The sequence below is a fragment of the Paenarthrobacter sp. NPDC091711 genome, from assembly GCF_044756605.1.
Taxonomy (GTDB): Bacteria; Actinomycetota; Actinomycetes; order Actinomycetales; family Micrococcaceae; genus Arthrobacter.
In genome coordinates, this window is record NZ_JBIVTF010000005.1 from 136,253 (window position 1) to 153,995 (window position 17,743).

8 protein-coding genes are annotated in these 17,743 nt (G+C 63.7%); all 8 read right to left on the reverse strand.

The features are described 5' to 3' along the window. Positions 1-24: 24 nt before the first annotated feature. Positions 25-1,815: a protein kinase gene (locus ACIQH5_RS10345; protein WP_400402748.1), complete on the reverse strand. Its 1,791-nt coding sequence runs from the start codon at positions 1,813-1,815 to the stop codon at positions 25-27. Further along, a complete protein-coding gene (locus ACIQH5_RS10350; protein WP_400402751.1) occupies positions 1,812-3,797 on the reverse strand; it encodes an FHA domain-containing protein in 1,986 nt (661 codons plus the stop codon). The genes ACIQH5_RS10345 and ACIQH5_RS10350 overlap by 4 nt, the downstream gene beginning before the upstream one ends. Continuing rightward, positions 3,784-4,710 carry a PP2C family protein-serine/threonine phosphatase gene (locus ACIQH5_RS10355; protein ID WP_400402754.1) on the reverse strand — a complete coding sequence of 309 codons (927 nt, stop codon included), beginning with the start codon at positions 4,708-4,710 and terminating at the stop codon, positions 3,784-3,786. Before ACIQH5_RS10355 ends, ACIQH5_RS10350 begins: the two co-directional genes overlap by 14 nt. Continuing rightward, positions 4,707-6,344, reverse strand: coding sequence for an RDD family protein (locus tag ACIQH5_RS10360; RefSeq protein WP_400402756.1), 1,638 nt, complete (start codon positions 6,342-6,344; stop codon positions 4,707-4,709). The genes ACIQH5_RS10355 and ACIQH5_RS10360 overlap by 4 nt, the downstream gene beginning before the upstream one ends. After that, positions 6,334-8,847 carry a transglutaminase domain-containing protein gene (locus ACIQH5_RS10365; protein WP_400402759.1) on the reverse strand — a complete coding sequence of 838 codons (2,514 nt, stop codon included), beginning with the start codon at positions 8,845-8,847 and terminating at the stop codon, positions 6,334-6,336. The genes ACIQH5_RS10360 and ACIQH5_RS10365 overlap by 11 nt, the downstream gene beginning before the upstream one ends. Continuing rightward, positions 8,844-10,262: a DUF58 domain-containing protein gene (locus ACIQH5_RS10370; RefSeq protein ID WP_400402761.1), complete on the reverse strand. Its 1,419-nt coding sequence runs from the start codon at positions 10,260-10,262 to the stop codon at positions 8,844-8,846. The genes ACIQH5_RS10365 and ACIQH5_RS10370 overlap by 4 nt, the downstream gene beginning before the upstream one ends. A 130-nt stretch (positions 10,263-10,392) precedes the next feature. Next, positions 10,393-11,364 (reverse strand): AAA family ATPase, encoded by a 972-nt coding sequence (locus ACIQH5_RS10375; RefSeq protein WP_400402764.1) that lies wholly within the window; start codon positions 11,362-11,364, stop codon positions 10,393-10,395. A 67-nt stretch (positions 11,365-11,431) separates the two neighbouring features. Beyond that, positions 11,432-17,518, reverse strand: a complete 6,087-nt coding sequence (locus tag ACIQH5_RS10380; protein ID WP_400402766.1) for an Ig-like domain-containing protein — start codon at positions 17,516-17,518, stop codon at positions 11,432-11,434. Positions 17,519-17,743 lie beyond the last annotated feature (225 nt).

A 17,743-nucleotide genomic window follows, 5' to 3' on the forward strand; every position in this document is an offset into this window, starting at 1 on the left:
GCGGTAAGTAAATCGCATGTGCCGCTACTCCTCCAGGCAGGCGATGGAATCCGGCCCGCCCGGTGACGCGGAACCGTCGGCGCGAACAATGATGGCCTGCACGCAGATGGGCGGTTCATCAAACGCGGAGAGGAACGCTTTCCCAATGGTGGTGTTCTCGTAGACGCCTTCAGATTTGGCCGACTTAATACGCCACTTGAACGTGTCCCCGGCCATCGGCTGAGGGTTGGTCCAGGAAAAGATGATGATATTCCGGTCCTTGGTATCGCGCGCTGCAGCCAACCCCGCAACCTCAGGAACGCTGCCGTCGCTCAAAGCGTCGGCCGGCGGCTTGCTGGACGATTCCGTCGGCGCCACCTTGGGCTGAGCTTGAGCACCCAGGACCACGCCAACCACAATGGCCACTACCAGCACCGCCGCACCCGTTGCCGCAAGCCAAAGGTTTCGTTTGCTGTGATCTGCCGGCGGAGCGTCGTCCTGTGCTACCGCAGAGGTGCCCGTGGCAGATCGGCTGACCGTTGCCCCGAGATCGTCCTGTGGTTGCGAGGGCTGCCAGCCGCGAAGGACCGTGGACTCTGCCGTGTCAGGCTCGGCAGGCGCATACTGTGCGCCGGGCGGCGTGTATCCGGGCGCCGGGGCATGAAACTGGGGCGGGGCCGAGGGCCCGGCCTGCGACTGGACAGGTTGCGAAGGGTTGGTGAGTTGAGAAGGATTGGTGAGTTGCGAAGCGTCGGGGGTTTGCGGATCGCCGGCTGGCCGGATGAACGGCGGTGCCGGCCGCTGGGTACCGCCCGGAACCGTGGACGGGAAGGTCCGTGCCGGGAACGTGGGTGCCGATCCCGTCGTGGCTGTTCCAGAAGCGTCGGGATCGATCGAGGCGATGCTCCGGACCCGGGTTTCCTCGAAGTTGTCGTCCGGATGCTGATCGTCCCCGTGCCCGGGTTCTTCCAGCACCTCAAAAGGCGTCACGGACAGGTTCAGTTCAGCCTGGATCCGTTGAAGTGCCAACGCGAAGGCGTGCGCTGAGGAATACCGCGATTCCGGTGACTTGGCCATGGACGTGGCCAACACAAGCTCCAGGGACTCCGGAACGTCGGCACGGCCCAGCCTGGGCAGCGGCGAGTTGGTGATGCGGGAGATCAGTTCCCGCTGGGAGTTGTCCTGTCCCGGAAGGACAAAGGGAGAGCGACCCGCCAGGAGCGTGTACAGCGTTGCGCCCAGAGCCCAGATATCCACGGGAACACCGTCCACGGCCCCGCCGCGGAACTGCTCGGGCGGAGACCACGGGATGGACATTCCGGCGTCGTCCTCGGTGTCTGCGCCGATGGTGCCTGAGATGCCAAAGTCCGTCAGGGCAGGCCTGTTGTAATCGGTGACCAGGATGTTGGCGGGCTTGATGTCCCGGTGCACAATGCCGGCCCGGTGGGCGGTTTCGACGGCGGACGCCACCTGGATGCCGACGGCCAGTACCTCGTCCACACTGAATCGCTGGCGACGGTAGCGGACGTCCAAGCTTGGCCTGGAGCAGTACTCCATGGCCAGGTACGAGTGGCCGTTTTCGGTGATCTCGGCTTCGAAGATCGTCACGATGTAAGGATGCGATGACAACTGGGCCATCAGGTTCGCTTCGGACTCGAAGCGGCGGCGTGCCCCTTCGGTCTTCAGATCGGACAACAGCACCTTGACCGCTACTTTTCGGCGCGGGCGATCCTGCTCATATAGGTAAACATCCGAGAAGCCACCAGAACCGAGCAGGCTGATGTACTTGAAACCCGGGATGGGTGGAGGCGGCGCAGGGGGCCTCTTGGAACTCAAAGAATCTCCTCGAAACGCAGTGAAATGTTGTCACCCAGCTCGGCAATATCGCCGTCCAGCAGGATCGCCATTTCGTTTTGGGCAAGCCTGCGTGGTGCCTGGCCTTCCCGAATGAGCACTGTTCCGTTGGTTGCCTTCAGGTCGCACAGCATGACGTGCCAACCTTCCAGCCGGACTTCCACGTGGGAGCGGGAGATGTCCCCTCCCGGGCTGTCCACTTGGATCAGCCGGGGCATGGTGCCGCCTTGAACACGGGAGACCGACGGCTGCCGGCCAATGATGAGCGACTGGTCCAGGTCAATCAGCTCACCGGTGGAAAGCCGCATCCTGCCCAGACGGGGTCGCGGCACATGCACGGCGTCTCCTGTGACAGGAACCCCGCAGACCGAGCACTGCGGATACGTGGGCGGGTTGGCGTGGCCCTGGGAGCACATGCGTGCCAAAACGCTGGGCCCTGCGACGGCTGGGGTCTCTGGGCCACCCACAGCAGCCTTCGCGCCCCCGTCACCAACAGTGGGAAGGCTGCTCTTCATGATGGTCTGGCCATCATGATCCGAATCCTCGTCCACGGGGCCGTCCTGGGGAGCCGATAGCCAAGCCGCCGGTACCTGGGGTGAAGGAACGGCAGCAGGCCTCGGCGGCGCAACTTGCTGGTCGCTACCAGACTCAGGGGTGGAGGAGCCGTTGCGGAGCCACGGAACCGAGTCAATCAGTCCCGTGGACGGCGCTGCTGCAGACGCGTCTTCCGCCTGAACCTGCGGGGCAGAAGCAGGCGGGGCGGAAACGGGCGCGGCGGAAGCAAGCGCCGGCGTCGGAGGTGTTTGGTCTTCCGGTGCGGTCGAAGCAGGTGAGTCGTGGTCTTCAGAAGCATCGTCCGAACGGACAGCGGCATCCTCAATGTTCCGCATCACGGTTTTGTCCCACAAATGGTCGTAGCTGGTGGTGTTTTCCAGCGACGGAAGGATGGGATCGGTGCTGCTCGTGTGCACAGGTACACCGGAAGCGTCCGCATCAATCCCAGCAGCTGTTTCCTGCTCTGAGGCCGGTTCATCAGACTCTGCTGATTCGAAGAATTCTGCGGGTGCGTCGGATGCTTTAGGCTCTTCGGACTCCGCCGGTTTCTCATCAGCCGTTTCCTCTTCAGCGGGGGCCTTTTGGGCTACCGAATCCACGGGCGCTGCCGCCGCCGGCCGCACCTCCGCTTCATCGAGCACCTCCGCTTGCTCAGGAGCAGCCGGGCGGGCCGTGCCATGTACTTCGGCGGTCCCCGGCCCTTCGGCACCTGCATTCTCCGGGGTGGTGGACGAACCTATGGAGCTGATCATGTGGCCGGGCGCGATGGTCAGGCCAAGGTCCGCCTCCGTGTAGCCGATCATGGTCTCGTCGGATACTGCTGCGGAGCGGACTGCTTTCCCGGTATCAGATGCTTCGGGTGCACTCTCAGTGTGGCTGGCAGTTCCGGCCGAGGCGTCGAGCGAGGCAAGGAGGACCACGCCTTCTCCCAAGGGAAGGCTGTTCAGCGGCGAGCTGTTGAGTGGGAGGCTTCCACCCGCCGTCGGAACTCCCGTGGACACGGCAGTGCCGTCTCCGATTGTGACGCTGTAGGACGTGACATCTGCGAGGCGGCGTTCGGTCCACGTGGTGACGTCACGCCCCGTCAGGCGTTCCTCGCCACCACCTAGCTTGGATCCTCCACTCAGTTGGACCGCCAGTTCAAGATCTCCCCGGAGGAACACACGGAGGGCGTCTTTCGAGTCGATGATCCCGAAGGGCGGGATACGGCTGAGGGAAACGCCAAAGGCCTCCGTCACCTCATGGAGGACTTCGTGGGCCTCAGGTGCGGATGCCAGCAACTCCCAGACAGTATCGATCAGCGCGTGCGGGGTGTCGGGGCCAAGCAGAACCACGGTTCCGTTCCGCACAACGCCAAACCATTCACCGTGCTGGTAGCGGGTCAGCGAAAGGTGGTTACTGCTTCCCATCAACGCCTTCCTCCTGGTCAGCCCCGGCGGCCTCATCCGTGCCATTTACCCAAGCCCGGGGAAGGGTGTCTTCTTCAACCTCGGACGCTACCTCAGGACGAGGCGCAGTGATGGCGATTCCGGCATCGTTCAAGACGTTTTTGGCATCCACCACTATGACTGTGACGTTGTCCCTGCCACCGCTTCTCAAGGCGGCCTGAATCAGCGCATCCACGGCATCCTGCGGATGGGCGACGGTGCTCAAGACGCGGAACATGTGGTCATCGCCCAGTTCGCCGTTGAGACCATCCGAGCAGACCATGATCCGGTCCCCCTCCTGAATGGGAAGAAGCCAGAAATCGGCCTCGGTCTCATCGCCGGTTCCCAAGGCACGGGTAACAACATGACGGCGGGGGTGAACCGTTGCCTGCTCGGCAGTGATATCACCGGAATCCACCAGTTCCTGGACCTCGGAGTGGTCAACGCTTACCTGGGTAAACTCCCCTTGGCTGAGCCGATACGTCCTGGAATCGCCAATGTTCATCACCAGCCAGTAAGGCAAGCCCATCTGTTCCACCACCACCACACCGGACAGGGTGGTCCCTGCGCGGGCGCCGGTCGCGTCGCGGATGGCGGCGTCGGCCTTCAACAGGCAGGACTGAAGATCCGCTGCAGTTGCAGTGCGCACGCCAGTGGACAATTCAGGGGCACTGCCCAGGGCCCGGACACACATGCCGCTGGCGATTTCTCCCGCCTCGTGCCCGCCCATGCCGTCGGCAACGGCGAACACCGGGTCTGAGGCGATGAACGAGTCCTCGTTCAGTTCACGCCGCAGCCCACGGTCCGTACCGTATCCGTAGCTGAGGCGAAAAGCCGATCCGCCTGCAGCGGGACCCGCTTCGGCGTTGACGGGAGTAGCCGGCTGTGAGTTCATGCTTGTCCTAGGTGGAAGGAACGGTCCCCAAAGTGAACGGTGGAACCGGGACGGACAAAACTTGCTTCTCCCGGGTTGAGCCGGGTCTGCAAACCGTCCGGCGTGGTGACAGCGCTGCCGTTGGTGGAATGACGGTCAGTGACCCAGACACCGTCGCCATCGACGCGCAGATGTAGATGCGTTTTGGAAATGGACCGGCCGGGATCCGTCACGGGCAGCAATTGCTCCACGGCTTCCCCGGGCTGAGGTGCCGGATTGCGGCCGAGGAGTACTGACCCGCCCAACTGGATGTCCTGGCCGTCGTCTACCCGGATTCGCAGTACGGCCTGGGCGCGGGCAGCGCCCGGGCGCATCTGGGTGAGCTCCACGTCGTCGTCCGGGTGGGCGGTGACCGCAAGAGTGTCTTGGGGCGTGATCGTCACTGCCTGCGGCGCGGGAGCCTGCGGTGCAGGGGCCTGCGGTGCTGGCTCTTGCGGAGCTGTCGCCGTGCGGGGTGCCGGCGCGAAAGGCATCGACGGCGGACGCCACTGGTTTGGATCGTGGGAAGGCTGAACGGCAGGCGGCGCGGGAGCCGTGTGCAGCGGAGATGCCTGCGTTGGAGATGCTTGGACTGGAGTGGCCGGCGTGGATTGGGCGGTCTGGGTCGGAGGGGTCTGCCCGGAAGCCACCTGCACGCTGCCGTGTGGCCGGGAACCCGACGCCGGGCCTGACGGCACCGGGGAGGCCACGGGTTGAACCGGCGGGAGATCCATGGGGGCGAAACTGTACGGACCTTGAATGCCTCCGGTGGTCACCGGATTGCGGCCCGCATTGACATCAAAGACCAACGACTTTGCTGCTTTGTCCTGCCAGCCCCGCAGCTTGCCGTTCTTGTCCCAGGCGTTGGAGATGACCACCAGGACAGCCCAAACAACACCAAGGAACATCAGTGGCAAGGCGATCCAGAGGACCAGCCCGATCAATCCGAGCGCGGACAGGATGACGGCGACAATGGACCCGAGCAGCAAGAGACCGCCAGTGAGGATCCCGCGAACAAAAACAACACCAGCGCCCGGCGCATAGCCGTCGGAATCCGCACTGCGGATGCCCATGAGCTGGTTGCCGACGGTGTTTCCCGACTTCGCCTCGAGCCCGAGGATGACGAAGGTGTACACCACGGTCACACCCAGACCGATGCTCCCCAAGAGAACCAACAGGCCCGTGTCATAGACAATGAAGCCGTTCCTGCGGGTCTGCGTGATGCCGGCGATGCCAATAGCGAACGTGGTGGCAAGTACGGCAAAGGGTCCCAGCCAGTCCAGCACAGCGGCTCCCAGGCGTTTCCCGGCAGAGGCGGGCGCCAATTCGAGCTTGGTGGTCATTGTGGTCCCTCCCCCTGGCCCAGGCATACGGTCCGGCATGGTTTTTTGGCCGTGCTGCATCGGCGACGCCGGCGCCGACACTACCGAGATACTACCGGGATCGGAGAAACCCTGCCGGTTGGCGAACTCCAACGCCGCCTTCTGGGCGTGATTGATGTTGCCTTCCTTGCGGGCACCACGGTTATTCAGAGGTGAACCGCACTGCGTGCAAAACGTCGCGCCCGGACGGACCCCGTGCCGGCAAGCCGGGCAAAGTTCTGTCTCATTGCTCATCGGTGGTGTCCTTCTTGAACGGCAACGTAAAGCGGCGTTTCGCAGGCTCGGTGATGCTTTGTTGCCGGCGACGAAGGGCCGCGCGGCCATCGGAGAGCAACGAACGCGGCGAGAACCGTGCCTGCTGCCGTTTCCAGAAACCAACGCTGCCCGTGATGTCCGTCAATGACGTATCAACAATCTCCCAGTACTCCTTGACCTGGTCCTCACTGGGCTGACCAGCACCGAACACGGCGGCGTCGGCTCGGTGGGCAAGCAGGGTGGTGGTAGCTCCCGTGGTGGGGAATGCATCGGCGATGACCGTGGCCGATTCGCGCCTGGTGGACTTCGTGTCAATCGAGGCACCCATATCGGTGACCAGGCTGAGCACTTCGTTCCAACCAGCGCCAACCCGCTGGGCGGGGTGGCCATCACGGAAACGCGCCTTCCGGCGTCGTGATTTCAGCAGCAGAATCAACAACAACGGCAAGGCGAGGATCCCCAACGGAATCAGTGCCACACCAATGGCCGCGAGAAGCGGGCCCCAGAAGAGCCACGGGTTGTTCTTCTTCTCGTCAGCATCCAGGGCGTCCGGGGTGGAATCCGGCGGCAGGTCCGCGGGTTCCTGCGGCGGGGGCGGCGGCTGCAGCACCTGCGGCTTGGGTTTGGACTTGTTCTCGGGGTCCGGCGGGATGGGAACGTTGTCCTTGGGCGGGGTGGGATCGAAGGAAACCCATCCCACACGGTCGAATGCCACTTCAACCCAGGCGTGGACGTCCTTACCCGTGATCTTGATGTCGCCGGCGCCGTTCTCGGGGCTCTTGGGGTCCGGATAGAACCCCATGACCACACGGGACGGAATGCCAAGATGGCGGAGCATGAGGGACATGGACACGGCGTACTGTTCGTCATCGCCGAGCATCTGCTTGGCGGTCAGCATGTTGCGGACGCGCGCAGCGCTGTGACCGGGAAGGCTGGGGAGCTGTCCCTCGGCCACCAGGCCGTTGCTGAAAGCGCCACTTTTCTGGAAGTGCGCCTCGATCTGCCGCACGCGGTCAATGGCCGTGGGTGCATCCGCGGACAACTGATTCGCCTGCGACGCCACGATCGGCGGCACTTCCTCCGCCTCCGGCAGCGTGAGCTTCGCAAAGTCGTACTGGGTGAGTTGTCCGTGCTCCAGCGTCCCGGGGTCAGAAACCTGCACCGTATAGTTCTCGCCCTTGGACAGTCCCTTGGTGGTGACGGCCGTGTCCGTGCCGGCGTTGAAGTAAAGCCCGGAAGCTGCGCCGGAAGTATCAGCGAAACTCATCCCCGTGGTGTGCCGGCCGCCCGGTACAAAGTAGCCCTGATAGTCCTCCACGGTGATGTCCAGCGTGTAGTTGGTGCCCTGAACCGGGCTCCCGGAATCAGCCAGCGTGTTCAGCGAACGGGCGTCGCCCACCTTGCTGAAGTTGCCGGAGCTGTTGGGGTCCATGGTGTAGTTCAGGCCGTTGAAGGCGTCCAGAGCAGCCAGCCGGACGCGGGCATCCTTGGGCAAGCCCTTTACCGTGAACAGCGTGCTGTCCTTCTCGTCCTTGACGAAGCTGCGGAAACTCGCCAGCGGGGTGATGTAATCCCGGGGATCGAAGGGCGGGACGATCGTGTTGCGCAGAACCTTGCGGTCATCGCTGGCAGTGACCAAGGGCGAGGCGATAGCGGTGACGCCCACCGCAACGGCGATCACGGCTGCAGCAGTACCCAGGCGACGGAGCTGACCGCGCCGGGCGGTGGCGGCGTCGGAATTTGGCCTGTTGGCCGAAACGGCTTTGGTGCTGTTCCGGCGGAGCACGTCGCGGCGGAACGTCGCCCACACAATGGACACGATGGTCAGAGAGACGCCGCGCTCCACGTTGAGGAAGCCTGCGCTGGTACTGAAGGCGATTCCGGTGACGAACAGGACCAGCACAGGCAGCAACGGCCAGTACGGGCTCTTCAGACGCCATGTGAGCAGACCCGCGGCCAGCGCCGTCACCAGCGAGCTCAGGAACGGCACAATGAGCATGCCGTTCGCGGTCCCCACGGGAACGCCGACAGTCAGCATGTCCTTCCAGGCAAAGACGACGCCAAGCAGCAACGTGCGCAAGGAGTCAAGGCTGGGCAGGAATCCCACAACTGCCGAGTCCGGCACTGCAAGCGCCGATCCGAAGACCATATAGGCACCGAACGTCACCGCAGTGGTAATCAGCAGCCCCAAGCGGAGGTGCGCGTTGAGGACTGCGATCCCCAGCCCCAGCAGCACACCGCCCAGACCTGCAATGAGGTAATGGGGGTCTCCCCCGAAGCTCAGGGTGAACCCGAGGACGCCAAGGAACAGCAGCACCAGAAGCGCGCCGCAGTCGATGGCAAAATGCCACAGGGGCCGGCCGTCACTGAAGATCGATGCACCCGTGGCACGGGCCGCGGACCTGGCCCCTTGGGCAGCGCGGGTGCCCTTGGCTGCGCGGGTTTCCTTGGCGCGGGGACGAAGATTGGGCGCGGTGCTCATGCTGCCGCCTTTCGAAGAACAATGGCGAGATCGTCCAAGTCACCGACGGTCAGGACCGTCAAGTCCGCGATGTTGGCCCTCGACGGCGCCGCGCCGGGTTGAACCCGCACCGCCAGGCTCCGCACGCCGGGAGGAACGGAGGCAGCGCAGGTGCGCAGCTGGGTTGCCGTCACGTGGCTGCCTACGACGAAGAACACCACGGAGGCATTCGGGACGGCGTCTGACAGGTTCCGTGCGAGGTCGACGGCGGTCTTCCGCATGGGTGCCCCGACAACCCGGGTCATGTCGTCCAGCATGTTACGGCCCGTCTCGCAGCGGAGCGGCCCCTTCTGGGTCAGGACGTCCAGGTCACGTTGTTCACTGATCGCTTGGCGTCCGATGGATGCGGCCACGGAGACGGCCATTTCGAACTCTGCCTCGGAGTCGTACTCGTCGGTGTTGATGGACAAGGAGATGGCAAGGTGCGCGCGTCGGGTTTCCTCGAACTGGCGGACCATGAGCTTGTTGGTGCGGGCCGTGGTCTTCCAGTGGATGTGGCGCCGGTCATCGCCCGGGACGTAATCGCGCAAAGCGTGGAAGGACACATCCGCACTGGAGAGTTCCGTGGTGGGCATGCCCTCAAGGTCACGGATAAAGCCTGCCGCGGAGCTGCCCAAGGAAACGGTGCGGGGATGCACGAACAGGTCCACCGGATCGGTCCACATGACGCGACGACGCAACAAGTGGAGGGGGTCGGCGCGCACAGAGCGGACCGGGCCCACCACAATCACTGCACGCCGGGCCGTGGGAATGGTGAAAAGGTCCTCGTGAACCTGCGCCGGCTTCATGCGGGGCAAATGGAACACAGCAGTATTGGAACCCACGGGGAGCTCCAATGCAGCAGGCAACAAAGGCCTCGTGGAAACGTTGGACACAGCAATGCTGCCCACCGCGTCATCCCCTACTGCCACGCGGGTGCGGGCAAGGTCCAGGACCACACCATACGCCGAGCGTCCCACAATGAAGCCGATGGCCAGGAGGAACAGCAGGAACGCCACCATCGCAGCCGACTTGGCTTCCTGCCAACCCCACGCCTGCCCTGCCCACCAGAGCCCGACTGCCGCAGCCAACACAACCCAGCCCAACAGGCTCACCACAGCCAGGACAGGCCAGACAAACCTCAGCCACACAGCCCGGACCCTGCCCCACGCCGGCGAGAGGAAATCGCCCGCGGTTCCCGCAGCTTCGGACCATACCGCGGCGGGGTGGAGCTTACTTGACTGTCCGCGCTTGCTGGACGGGCCGCGCTTGCTGGACGGGCCGCGCTTGCCTGGCTCGCTGCCAGGAGAACGCAGGGAGCGCATCTTGTCGCCAAGCGCGGACGCACCGCGCTTGAGCGAATCAGCAGCCCTGTTCAGGGGTGTGCTGGAGGACATGTGGGGGCCTTTGTTTGAGCTGGTGCGATTGAGCAGGGTGCGGTGTGGAGGCGGGGTGCCAGTCGCTGGCGCCGGTCTAGGCGCTGGCGCCGGTCTAGGCGCTGGCGCCGGTCTAGGCGCTGGCGCCGGTCTAGGCGCTGGCGCGTTGCTGCGGTGCAGCCACGTCGGCGAGGACGCGGCTGAGTACCACCTCGGGCGTAGCCCCGGAGAATTCAGCCTCGGGGTCCATCACCAAACGGTGCGTCCACACCACGGGAGCGAGTTCCTTGATGTCATCCGGCAGCACGAAGTTCCGGCCCTGGCTGGCTGCCCACACCTTCGCGGCGCGGACCATGGCGAGGGCGCCACGGACGGATACGCCAAGCCTGGTTTCGCCGGCGCTGCGGGTCTCTTCGCACAAGCGGGAAATGTATTCCAGCACCGCAGTGTCCACGTGGGTTGTGGCTGCCAGGTCCGCCATGTCAGCCACGGCCTGGGTGGTGATCAACGGCACGAGGTCCTTCGAACGATCCTTCAAGTTGGCCCCGCCCAGCAGCCGGACGGTGGAAGCGTGGTCCGGGTAGCCGATGGAGGTCTTGATGAGGAAGCGGTCCAACTGGGCCTCGGGCAGGCGGTAGGTGCCAGCTTGCTCAATGGGGTTCTGGGTGGCCAGGACCATGAACGGGCGGCCTGCCTCGTACGTGGTGCCGTCCACGGTCACCCGGGATTCTTCCATGACCTCCAGCAACGCGGACTGCGTCTTCGGAGAGGCACGGTTGATTTCGTCAGCCAGGACGATGTTGTTGAATACCGGGCCCTTGTGGAACTCGAACTTCTGCGTCTTCTGATCGTAAATGGTCACACCCGTCACGTCAGAAGGCAGAAGGTCAGGCGTGAACTGAATACGGTTGTGCGAACCCTGGACCGTCGCGGCCAAGGCACGCGCCAGGGAGGTCTTACCCGTGCCCGGTGCGTCTTCAAACAAAACGTGACCTTCGGCCATCATGGCGGTGAAGGTCAGCCGGATGACGTGTTCTTTGCCCAACACGGCCTTGCCCACGTTGGCAACGAGCTTCTCGAACGTCTCTGCAAACCAGGCGGCCTGCTCGTTTGTCATGGTCATCGGTAGATCCTGTTCCTTGGGTATGGAGGTGTTGGTTTGTAGTTGCTGTTTGTAATCCGGCGATGGCTCAGCAGGGTGGCGGCACGCCGTTGCGGACGTTTACGGTGGTTGACTTCACGAACCAGCCATCCTTCGGGGAGCCACTGAGCTTGTACCAAGGCGTCCCGTTGCGGTAGATGTCCTGCCTGCAAGTGACATCAATCCAGCCCCAGCTGTTTTCCACCCAGCCGACTCCACATGTGGGCCCGCTCGGGTTGTACGAGTCTGTTTGACCGGGCTTGCCAGGGCAGGTGCTGTTGTGAGCCTGGATCTGCGATGGCGCGGGTGGAGGTGGCGGAGTGGGGTCGTCGCCGCTTGTCGCGTTGACCTGGCCGCTCTGGGCGCCAGCCACTATGGTGAAGGCCCGGACGTTGAGTTTCCTCGTCTTGTCCCACCCGCCCCCTGCGGCGTCGAAGCTCGTTGCCTTGCCCACGCTGGTCCAGCCACCGCCGTCGAGATTGACCTCGTAGTGGTCAAGGGCGCGGCCGTTCATGTTCGGTGGGTTCCAGTTCCAGTGCACCTGGCCGTCTCCCTTGGCGGACTTACCGCCAGAGACGTTCGGCGCGTTCGGGGGAGCATACGGATTGCCCGTGCCGATTGCCTTCGCATCACCGGCCACGCCATTCTTCACCGATGTGGCGATGATGTTGACCACCACGTCCGTTCCGTTCGGCTGCCCACCGATGGTTCCGCCGCCGCGGGCAATCGCGCCCGAGCCGTAGGCGGTCTGCCAGCGGTACGTGATTTCGTTGTCCTGTGAACCGTTGCGCTCTGCGGCGGTCAGCGGAGTAAAGGCGACTTGCAGCTGCCCGCTCGCTCCCGTTGCAGTCACAGAGCCACTACCCACCATTCCAGGCTTGCCAGCAGCACGGATGGGGGCCGACTGTTGGCTGACACCACTGACGCCGGCTTTGTTAGTAGCCGAGACGGTGAAGGTGTAATCCGCTTCGGAGTTCGCCACGGTGACATTCTGCGAGGTCGCTGCCACGGACTGGGTGCCCACGACGGCGCCGCCCATGTAGGTGGTCAGAGTGTAGGCGGACACGGCGTCGCCATTATTGTTCGGCGCTGACCAGCTGACCTGCAACTGGCTCTGCGTACCCACGGATCCGGCACCCGCAACTGAAGGAGCGGCAGGTGTTGCCGGCACGCCGGCCGGAACCTCGGCTGCGGAGTAAGTGCTCCACTCGGACGGTTCCTTGGCGTCGTTACGTGCCAGGACGCGCACCTTATAGGCCACGCCGTTGGTCAGTCCGGTCCACACATGGCTGTTGCCCGTGAGGTTCTGGATCTGCGGGTTCTGGCCTGCCGGAGCAGGCGAGATCTCAAGATCGTAGGACTTGATGGGCGAGCCCTTGCTGGCAGGAGCAATCCACGCCACGGAAAGCTGCTTGTCACCGAACTTCAGCGTCGGTGCCACCGGGGTGTCCGGCTTGACGTCCGGACGGACCTCGGCGGACACCGGGGAGCGCTCGGATTCATCAATCGCATTGGTTGCGGTGACGGCGAAGTGATACTTCACGTTGTTGGTCAACCCGGTCAACGTACATGTGTTCGCGGGGCAGTCCTGCGTGAAGCCGTTCTCCCCGTACACCGTGTACTTGGTGATGGGCGAGCCACGATCAGGCGGCGCATTCCACGTCAGCAACGCTGTCTGGTCCCCCACGCTTTGGGCCAAAGGCGTGGTGGGCGCGGCAGGCTTGTCCTTGACGGTCAAACGAATGCGGGCAGTGGCATACCGGGAGATCTCGCCGGTCTTGTCCTGCACGGTGTAGGCCACCACCATGGTGCCGGTGAAGCCGCCTGCAGGCGTGACGGTGACACTGTCTCCCCCGACGTCAGCCGTTCCCTGGCCCGTTTCGGTGATTGCTGAGACGATCTTCAGCGCAGTGTCCGGGAACGGATTGGAGTCATTTGCCAACACGTTGACGGTCACTGGTTTCCCGGATTGAGCATCCGGCTCAGCATCGTCGTTGGCCACGGGTTTGGGCCTGTTGGAGGCCGACAAGGACAGCTTGTAGGTTGCCACGGCTTCCAGACCGCGCCGGTCCTTGGCCTTTACCTGGACTGTGCCCGTCTGCCCGATCTGTACGGAATCGTCCGCGGAGACTTTGAGCGTCTTGCCATCCACGTTCACCTTGAAGCCGCCCGGGGCGTCACCCACCAGCTCGTAGCCCATGTTCTGCACGTCATCCGAGTCCGGATCCGAGGTCAGCTTCTCCAGGTCCAGGCTTGCAGAGTCTCCCTTGGGAACTTCCACGTCACTGCCCAAGAGGACGGGAGGGTTGTTCTTGTTGGGGTCGGGCAGCACCTTAGTACGGATGCTCAGCGTCGACTTCAGTCCGTTGGGGTCATCCGGGCCTGTCCCGTCAGTGACTTCAAAGCTGATGGAACCTGGGCCAACGTACTCCGCGCCGGCGGTGTACTTCAACGCTGTACCACCGTTGGCTATGGGATCGCTGCCGTCGGAACCGATGAGCTTGATGCGGTCAGTCTGGGTCAGGCGCGGCGAGCGTCCTTCCCTGACCTTGACCCACTCGGAGAGGCTCACCGTGACTGACTGGCCTGAGACAAGTTCCACCACCTCGTCCTTGGCGAGCGTGGGAACCTGCTGGCCAATCCCGGGAACCCAGATGATGGCCGTGGACTTCTGTCCATCCACGTCTTCCACCGTGTAGGGCACCAGTTGCGGCTGCTCGGTGAGGTCAACAATGACGTTGCCTTCAGGGCCGGGACGTGCGGTGTCCAAACCGGTGGCGACCTTGAGGTTCTCCCCCACGCCGTCCGGATCCTCATCGTTCTTCAGGACAGGAACGTCCACGGCTGTCTTGCCGAGTGTCTGTGCCGAGGTCACGCGGTCGTCGCGGGCAATCGGCGCCTGCAAGGGCAGGTCATTCTGAACTTCCACGCGGATACTGGCCTGACCCACCGCGTCGCGGTCATCAGCCACCGAGTAACGTACGTTGACGGTGCCCTCCGCTGCCGGGGCTGTTACCAGGATCCGGCCGCTGGTTTGGCTGACCTTGGCATCAAGTCCGGCATCAGCCTCGATGCTGTCAGTCAGGATACGGATGAGGTCGCCATCGGGGTCTGTGTCGTTGGCAATCGCGTCGATGGCGATCTGGCGGCCCGGACGGACCTTGACCTCGTCATCCACAGGAGCGGGTTTCTGGTTGTCCTCGCCACGCGGCGCAACGCCCACCGTCACCGTTCCGGTGTTGACCGCACCCTGGCGGTCGATCACCTTGTACCGGAAAGAATCCGTGCCCGCGCCATCACCGGCGGCGACGAAGTCGATGAAGCTGCTGCCCGTCGTCGCAGTACCCATGGTGGGTGTGCTGTCGATGCCGGTGAGCTGCACCGAGTCGCCGTCGGGGTCTATGCCGTCCAACGGGACCGGTATCCGGACGCTGCCGCCGGCCACGACCCGTGCCGTCAGGTTTTGCGGCTGCGGACGCGAGTTCTGGGTGCCTTCCAGCGGAAGGATGTGGATGGTGACCGCTGCGGCGCTCTTCTGGCCCTGCGGATCAACCGCGTTGTAGATGGCGCGCACGGTTTTTGGCGTGGGTCCGGCGATGAAGCGAAGGGTCTTCTCGGAAATAAACGCTTTGCCGTCCTCTTCCGGAATGCTCTGCGCCAGGACCGGATCAACGGACAGTTCCTCACCCTGCGGGTGGGTGTCATTGTCCAGGACCGGAATGGTCACGACGTCGTTCACGCGGACGTTGACTTCGTCGGGTTTGGGCTGGGGAGCCTCGACGACGGCGGGAGCCGGCACCGGGACGACGCCCACTGTGCCTGTGGCCGAGGCGCGGCCGTTGGACATGGTGTAGCTGAAGACGAAGGGTTCCTTGGCGCCGAGGACGTCCGTGACGCGAAGGACGCTGTGGTCGATCACGCTCACCGAGGCGGACGAGCCGTCGGGCACGGTCACGGACTGGAGGACCAGCACCCCGCCGGAAGGATCGGAATCGTTAGCCAGTGGATCGACCAGAACGCTGCCACCCACGGGAAGCAGAGCCACGTCATGAACAGCGACGGGAGCCCCGGGATCTTTACCGGACTCCACGTCCACGCGGATCAGTCCTTGGCTGCTCTGGGGGCCGTTGCTGGCAATGTACGTCAGGTAGATCGGACCTGGCGTGGTGCTCCGGAAGGTAAAGGTACCGCCGTCGGTCACCGGGCCCAGCTCAGCAGGGCCTGCGGCCTCAACGTGAGCCACACGAAGGGCTCCCCCGTTGGGGTCCACATCGTTTTTCAAAGGAGCGATGACCAGGTCCTGGCCAACCACAGCCGTGACGTGGTCAGCGTTGACCACGGGCGCTAGGGCACCCGGCGGTTGCACATTGACCACGATGCGGCCGGTGGTGGTGGCCCGGCCGTCCCACACGGTGATGGTGACGTTCTTCTTGCCCGGTGCTGCACCCGAATCCTGGTACGTCAGCAGGCCATCGCGGCGAACCTTCACCTGGTCCTGGTCGTTGTCCGACTTCGCATCCAACAGGACGAGGTCATCACCGTCAGGGTCCATCCAGTCAGTCAGAATGTTCTGGCTGACGGACTTGCCCTGCTCCACCAGCATGGTGGTGGGCTCGCCTCGTTTGAAGAGAGGGGGTTTGTTCTCTTCAGGAGCTACTACCCGCAAGGTGACCTTGCCTCCGGCGGACAAGTCACGGCCATCAGCGGCGTTGTAGTCAAAGACTTCCGTTCCCGGTTTGGCATCAGCCGGGACCTTGATCTGGAAGGCAGAGCCTCCGTAGATGTTTTCCAGCGCGCCCATCTTGGGGCCATTCGCGCCCACCGAGGCGGTGAGGACATCGCCGTCGGGGTCTGAGTCGTTATCCAACACGCTCAGGATGGAGGTCCGGCCGGGCCGGACACCGAACTCGTCCGGTTTGGTTTCCGGCGGCCGGTTGGGTTTGGTGCGGTCCGGGAGGACGTTGATGGTGTTGTTGTCCGCGGACTCCTGGTCCTGGTCATCGGACTGGTTCTTGGGCGGGACAACATCGTCCCAGTTGTTCACCAGCTGCATGTTCTGGTTGACCAGCCACACACTGCCTGAGTTGACGTCGTTAAGGACCACAAGGTCCCTGTTTACCCGGAAAACGTAGCTCGGAGAGGCACTGGCTTTGGGGACGTCGTTCTTCTTGTCGTCTGCGTCGTTGTCGCAGTCGCGGACGTACTTGTTGGCACCGGACCATGCCGAGTGCACACACTTGCTGACCTGCACGGGCGCCGCGGGGACGCCTTCGCCGTCAGCACTGACAGTTGCTGCCGTGGACCCGTCAAGGGGCTGTTTCAGCAGGTCCTTCTTCGTGGCAATGGCCACGTAATTGCTGTCTTCGCTGCTCTGCTGCAGCTTTGCTTCGCGGGCATCGGCCAGTTGGAGCTTCCGGCCGCCCGGGAGGAAGAGGTTTCCGGAAGCGGCGTCCAAGACCACCGGCTTATCGCCCACCACAGTCAGTTGAAGATCGCCGGCGCCCTTGAGCTCATCCACCTTGGTGATCTGGGAATCGGTCCGTTCACCGTTGGGATCCACAGTGGTGACAGTGATTTCGCCCTTGCCGGGGTCCGCCGTGTAGATCCGGTTGTCAGATCCCACTGCCGACACCATGCCCGGGGAACCGGTCAGAACGGGCTCGGTTCCTTCTTCGTCGAAGCCGTTAACGGTGGAGGGAGACAACGCCCAGACTTTGCCGCGGGCAGGATCGGTCACCGAAAGCACGGTGGAGCCATAGCTGACTTGCGACGATGACGGCAGCTGCTTGTCGCCGCCCAGCTTCAGATTCGCGGCAGAGACCTGGTTGATAGTGGAGCCGGACTCATCGTCCACGAAGACGTTGCCGTCATGCTGCAGCACATCAAAGGTGGTGGTAGCGGGGGTCACGGCACCATCAAGGACGCGGGACGGATAGTTCAACCGGCCCACGGCGTTCTTGGTTTTGCTCACCACCCACACACCGCCGTCGTTCAAGTCCACCTCGGTGGTCTTGAACCCCGGGTACAGAATCGCCCCGGTGATCAGCAAGGCGCCCGCTGCGGTGACAGCAGTTCCCGCTAGTATTTTTTTGTTTTGACGCTTACTCAGCCCCAGCTTGCCGAAGAAATTTCTCACAGCCCCAAAATTCCCTTTGTGTCCAGCCGCTCCCCAGTGGCTTCCGGGCCAACCGGCAGATGCCGACGGCCGTACATTCCGCAGTTCCCCCGTACGGCGGCGGAATTTTCAGTCCCTAAGACTATCCCACGCGCCCAGCGGTCAACCAAGGAAACCCGAGATCGGGCTATCCATTGGCTTTGACAGCGTACTGTCTCCCTGGCCCGGGGCGCGATGGGGACAACT

Coding starts and splice junctions, on each gene's coding strand:
- ACIQH5_RS10350 (WP_400402751.1), bottom strand. CDS start 3,797: ATGGGAAGCAGTAACCACCTTTCGCTGACCCGCTACCAGCACGGTGAA.
- ACIQH5_RS10355 (WP_400402754.1), bottom strand. CDS start 4,710: ATGAACTCACAGCCGGCTACTCCCGTCAACGCCGAAGCGGGTCCCGCT.
- ACIQH5_RS10360 (WP_400402756.1), bottom strand. CDS start 6,344: ATGAGCAATGAGACAGAACTTTGCCCGGCTTGCCGGCACGGGGTCCGT.
- ACIQH5_RS10365 (WP_400402759.1), bottom strand. CDS start 8,847: ATGAGCACCGCGCCCAATCTTCGTCCCCGCGCCAAGGAAACCCGCGCA.
- ACIQH5_RS10370 (WP_400402761.1), bottom strand. CDS start 10,262: ATGTCCTCCAGCACACCCCTGAACAGGGCTGCTGATTCGCTCAAGCGC.
- ACIQH5_RS10375 (WP_400402764.1), bottom strand. CDS start 11,364: ATGACCATGACAAACGAGCAGGCCGCCTGGTTTGCAGAGACGTTCGAG.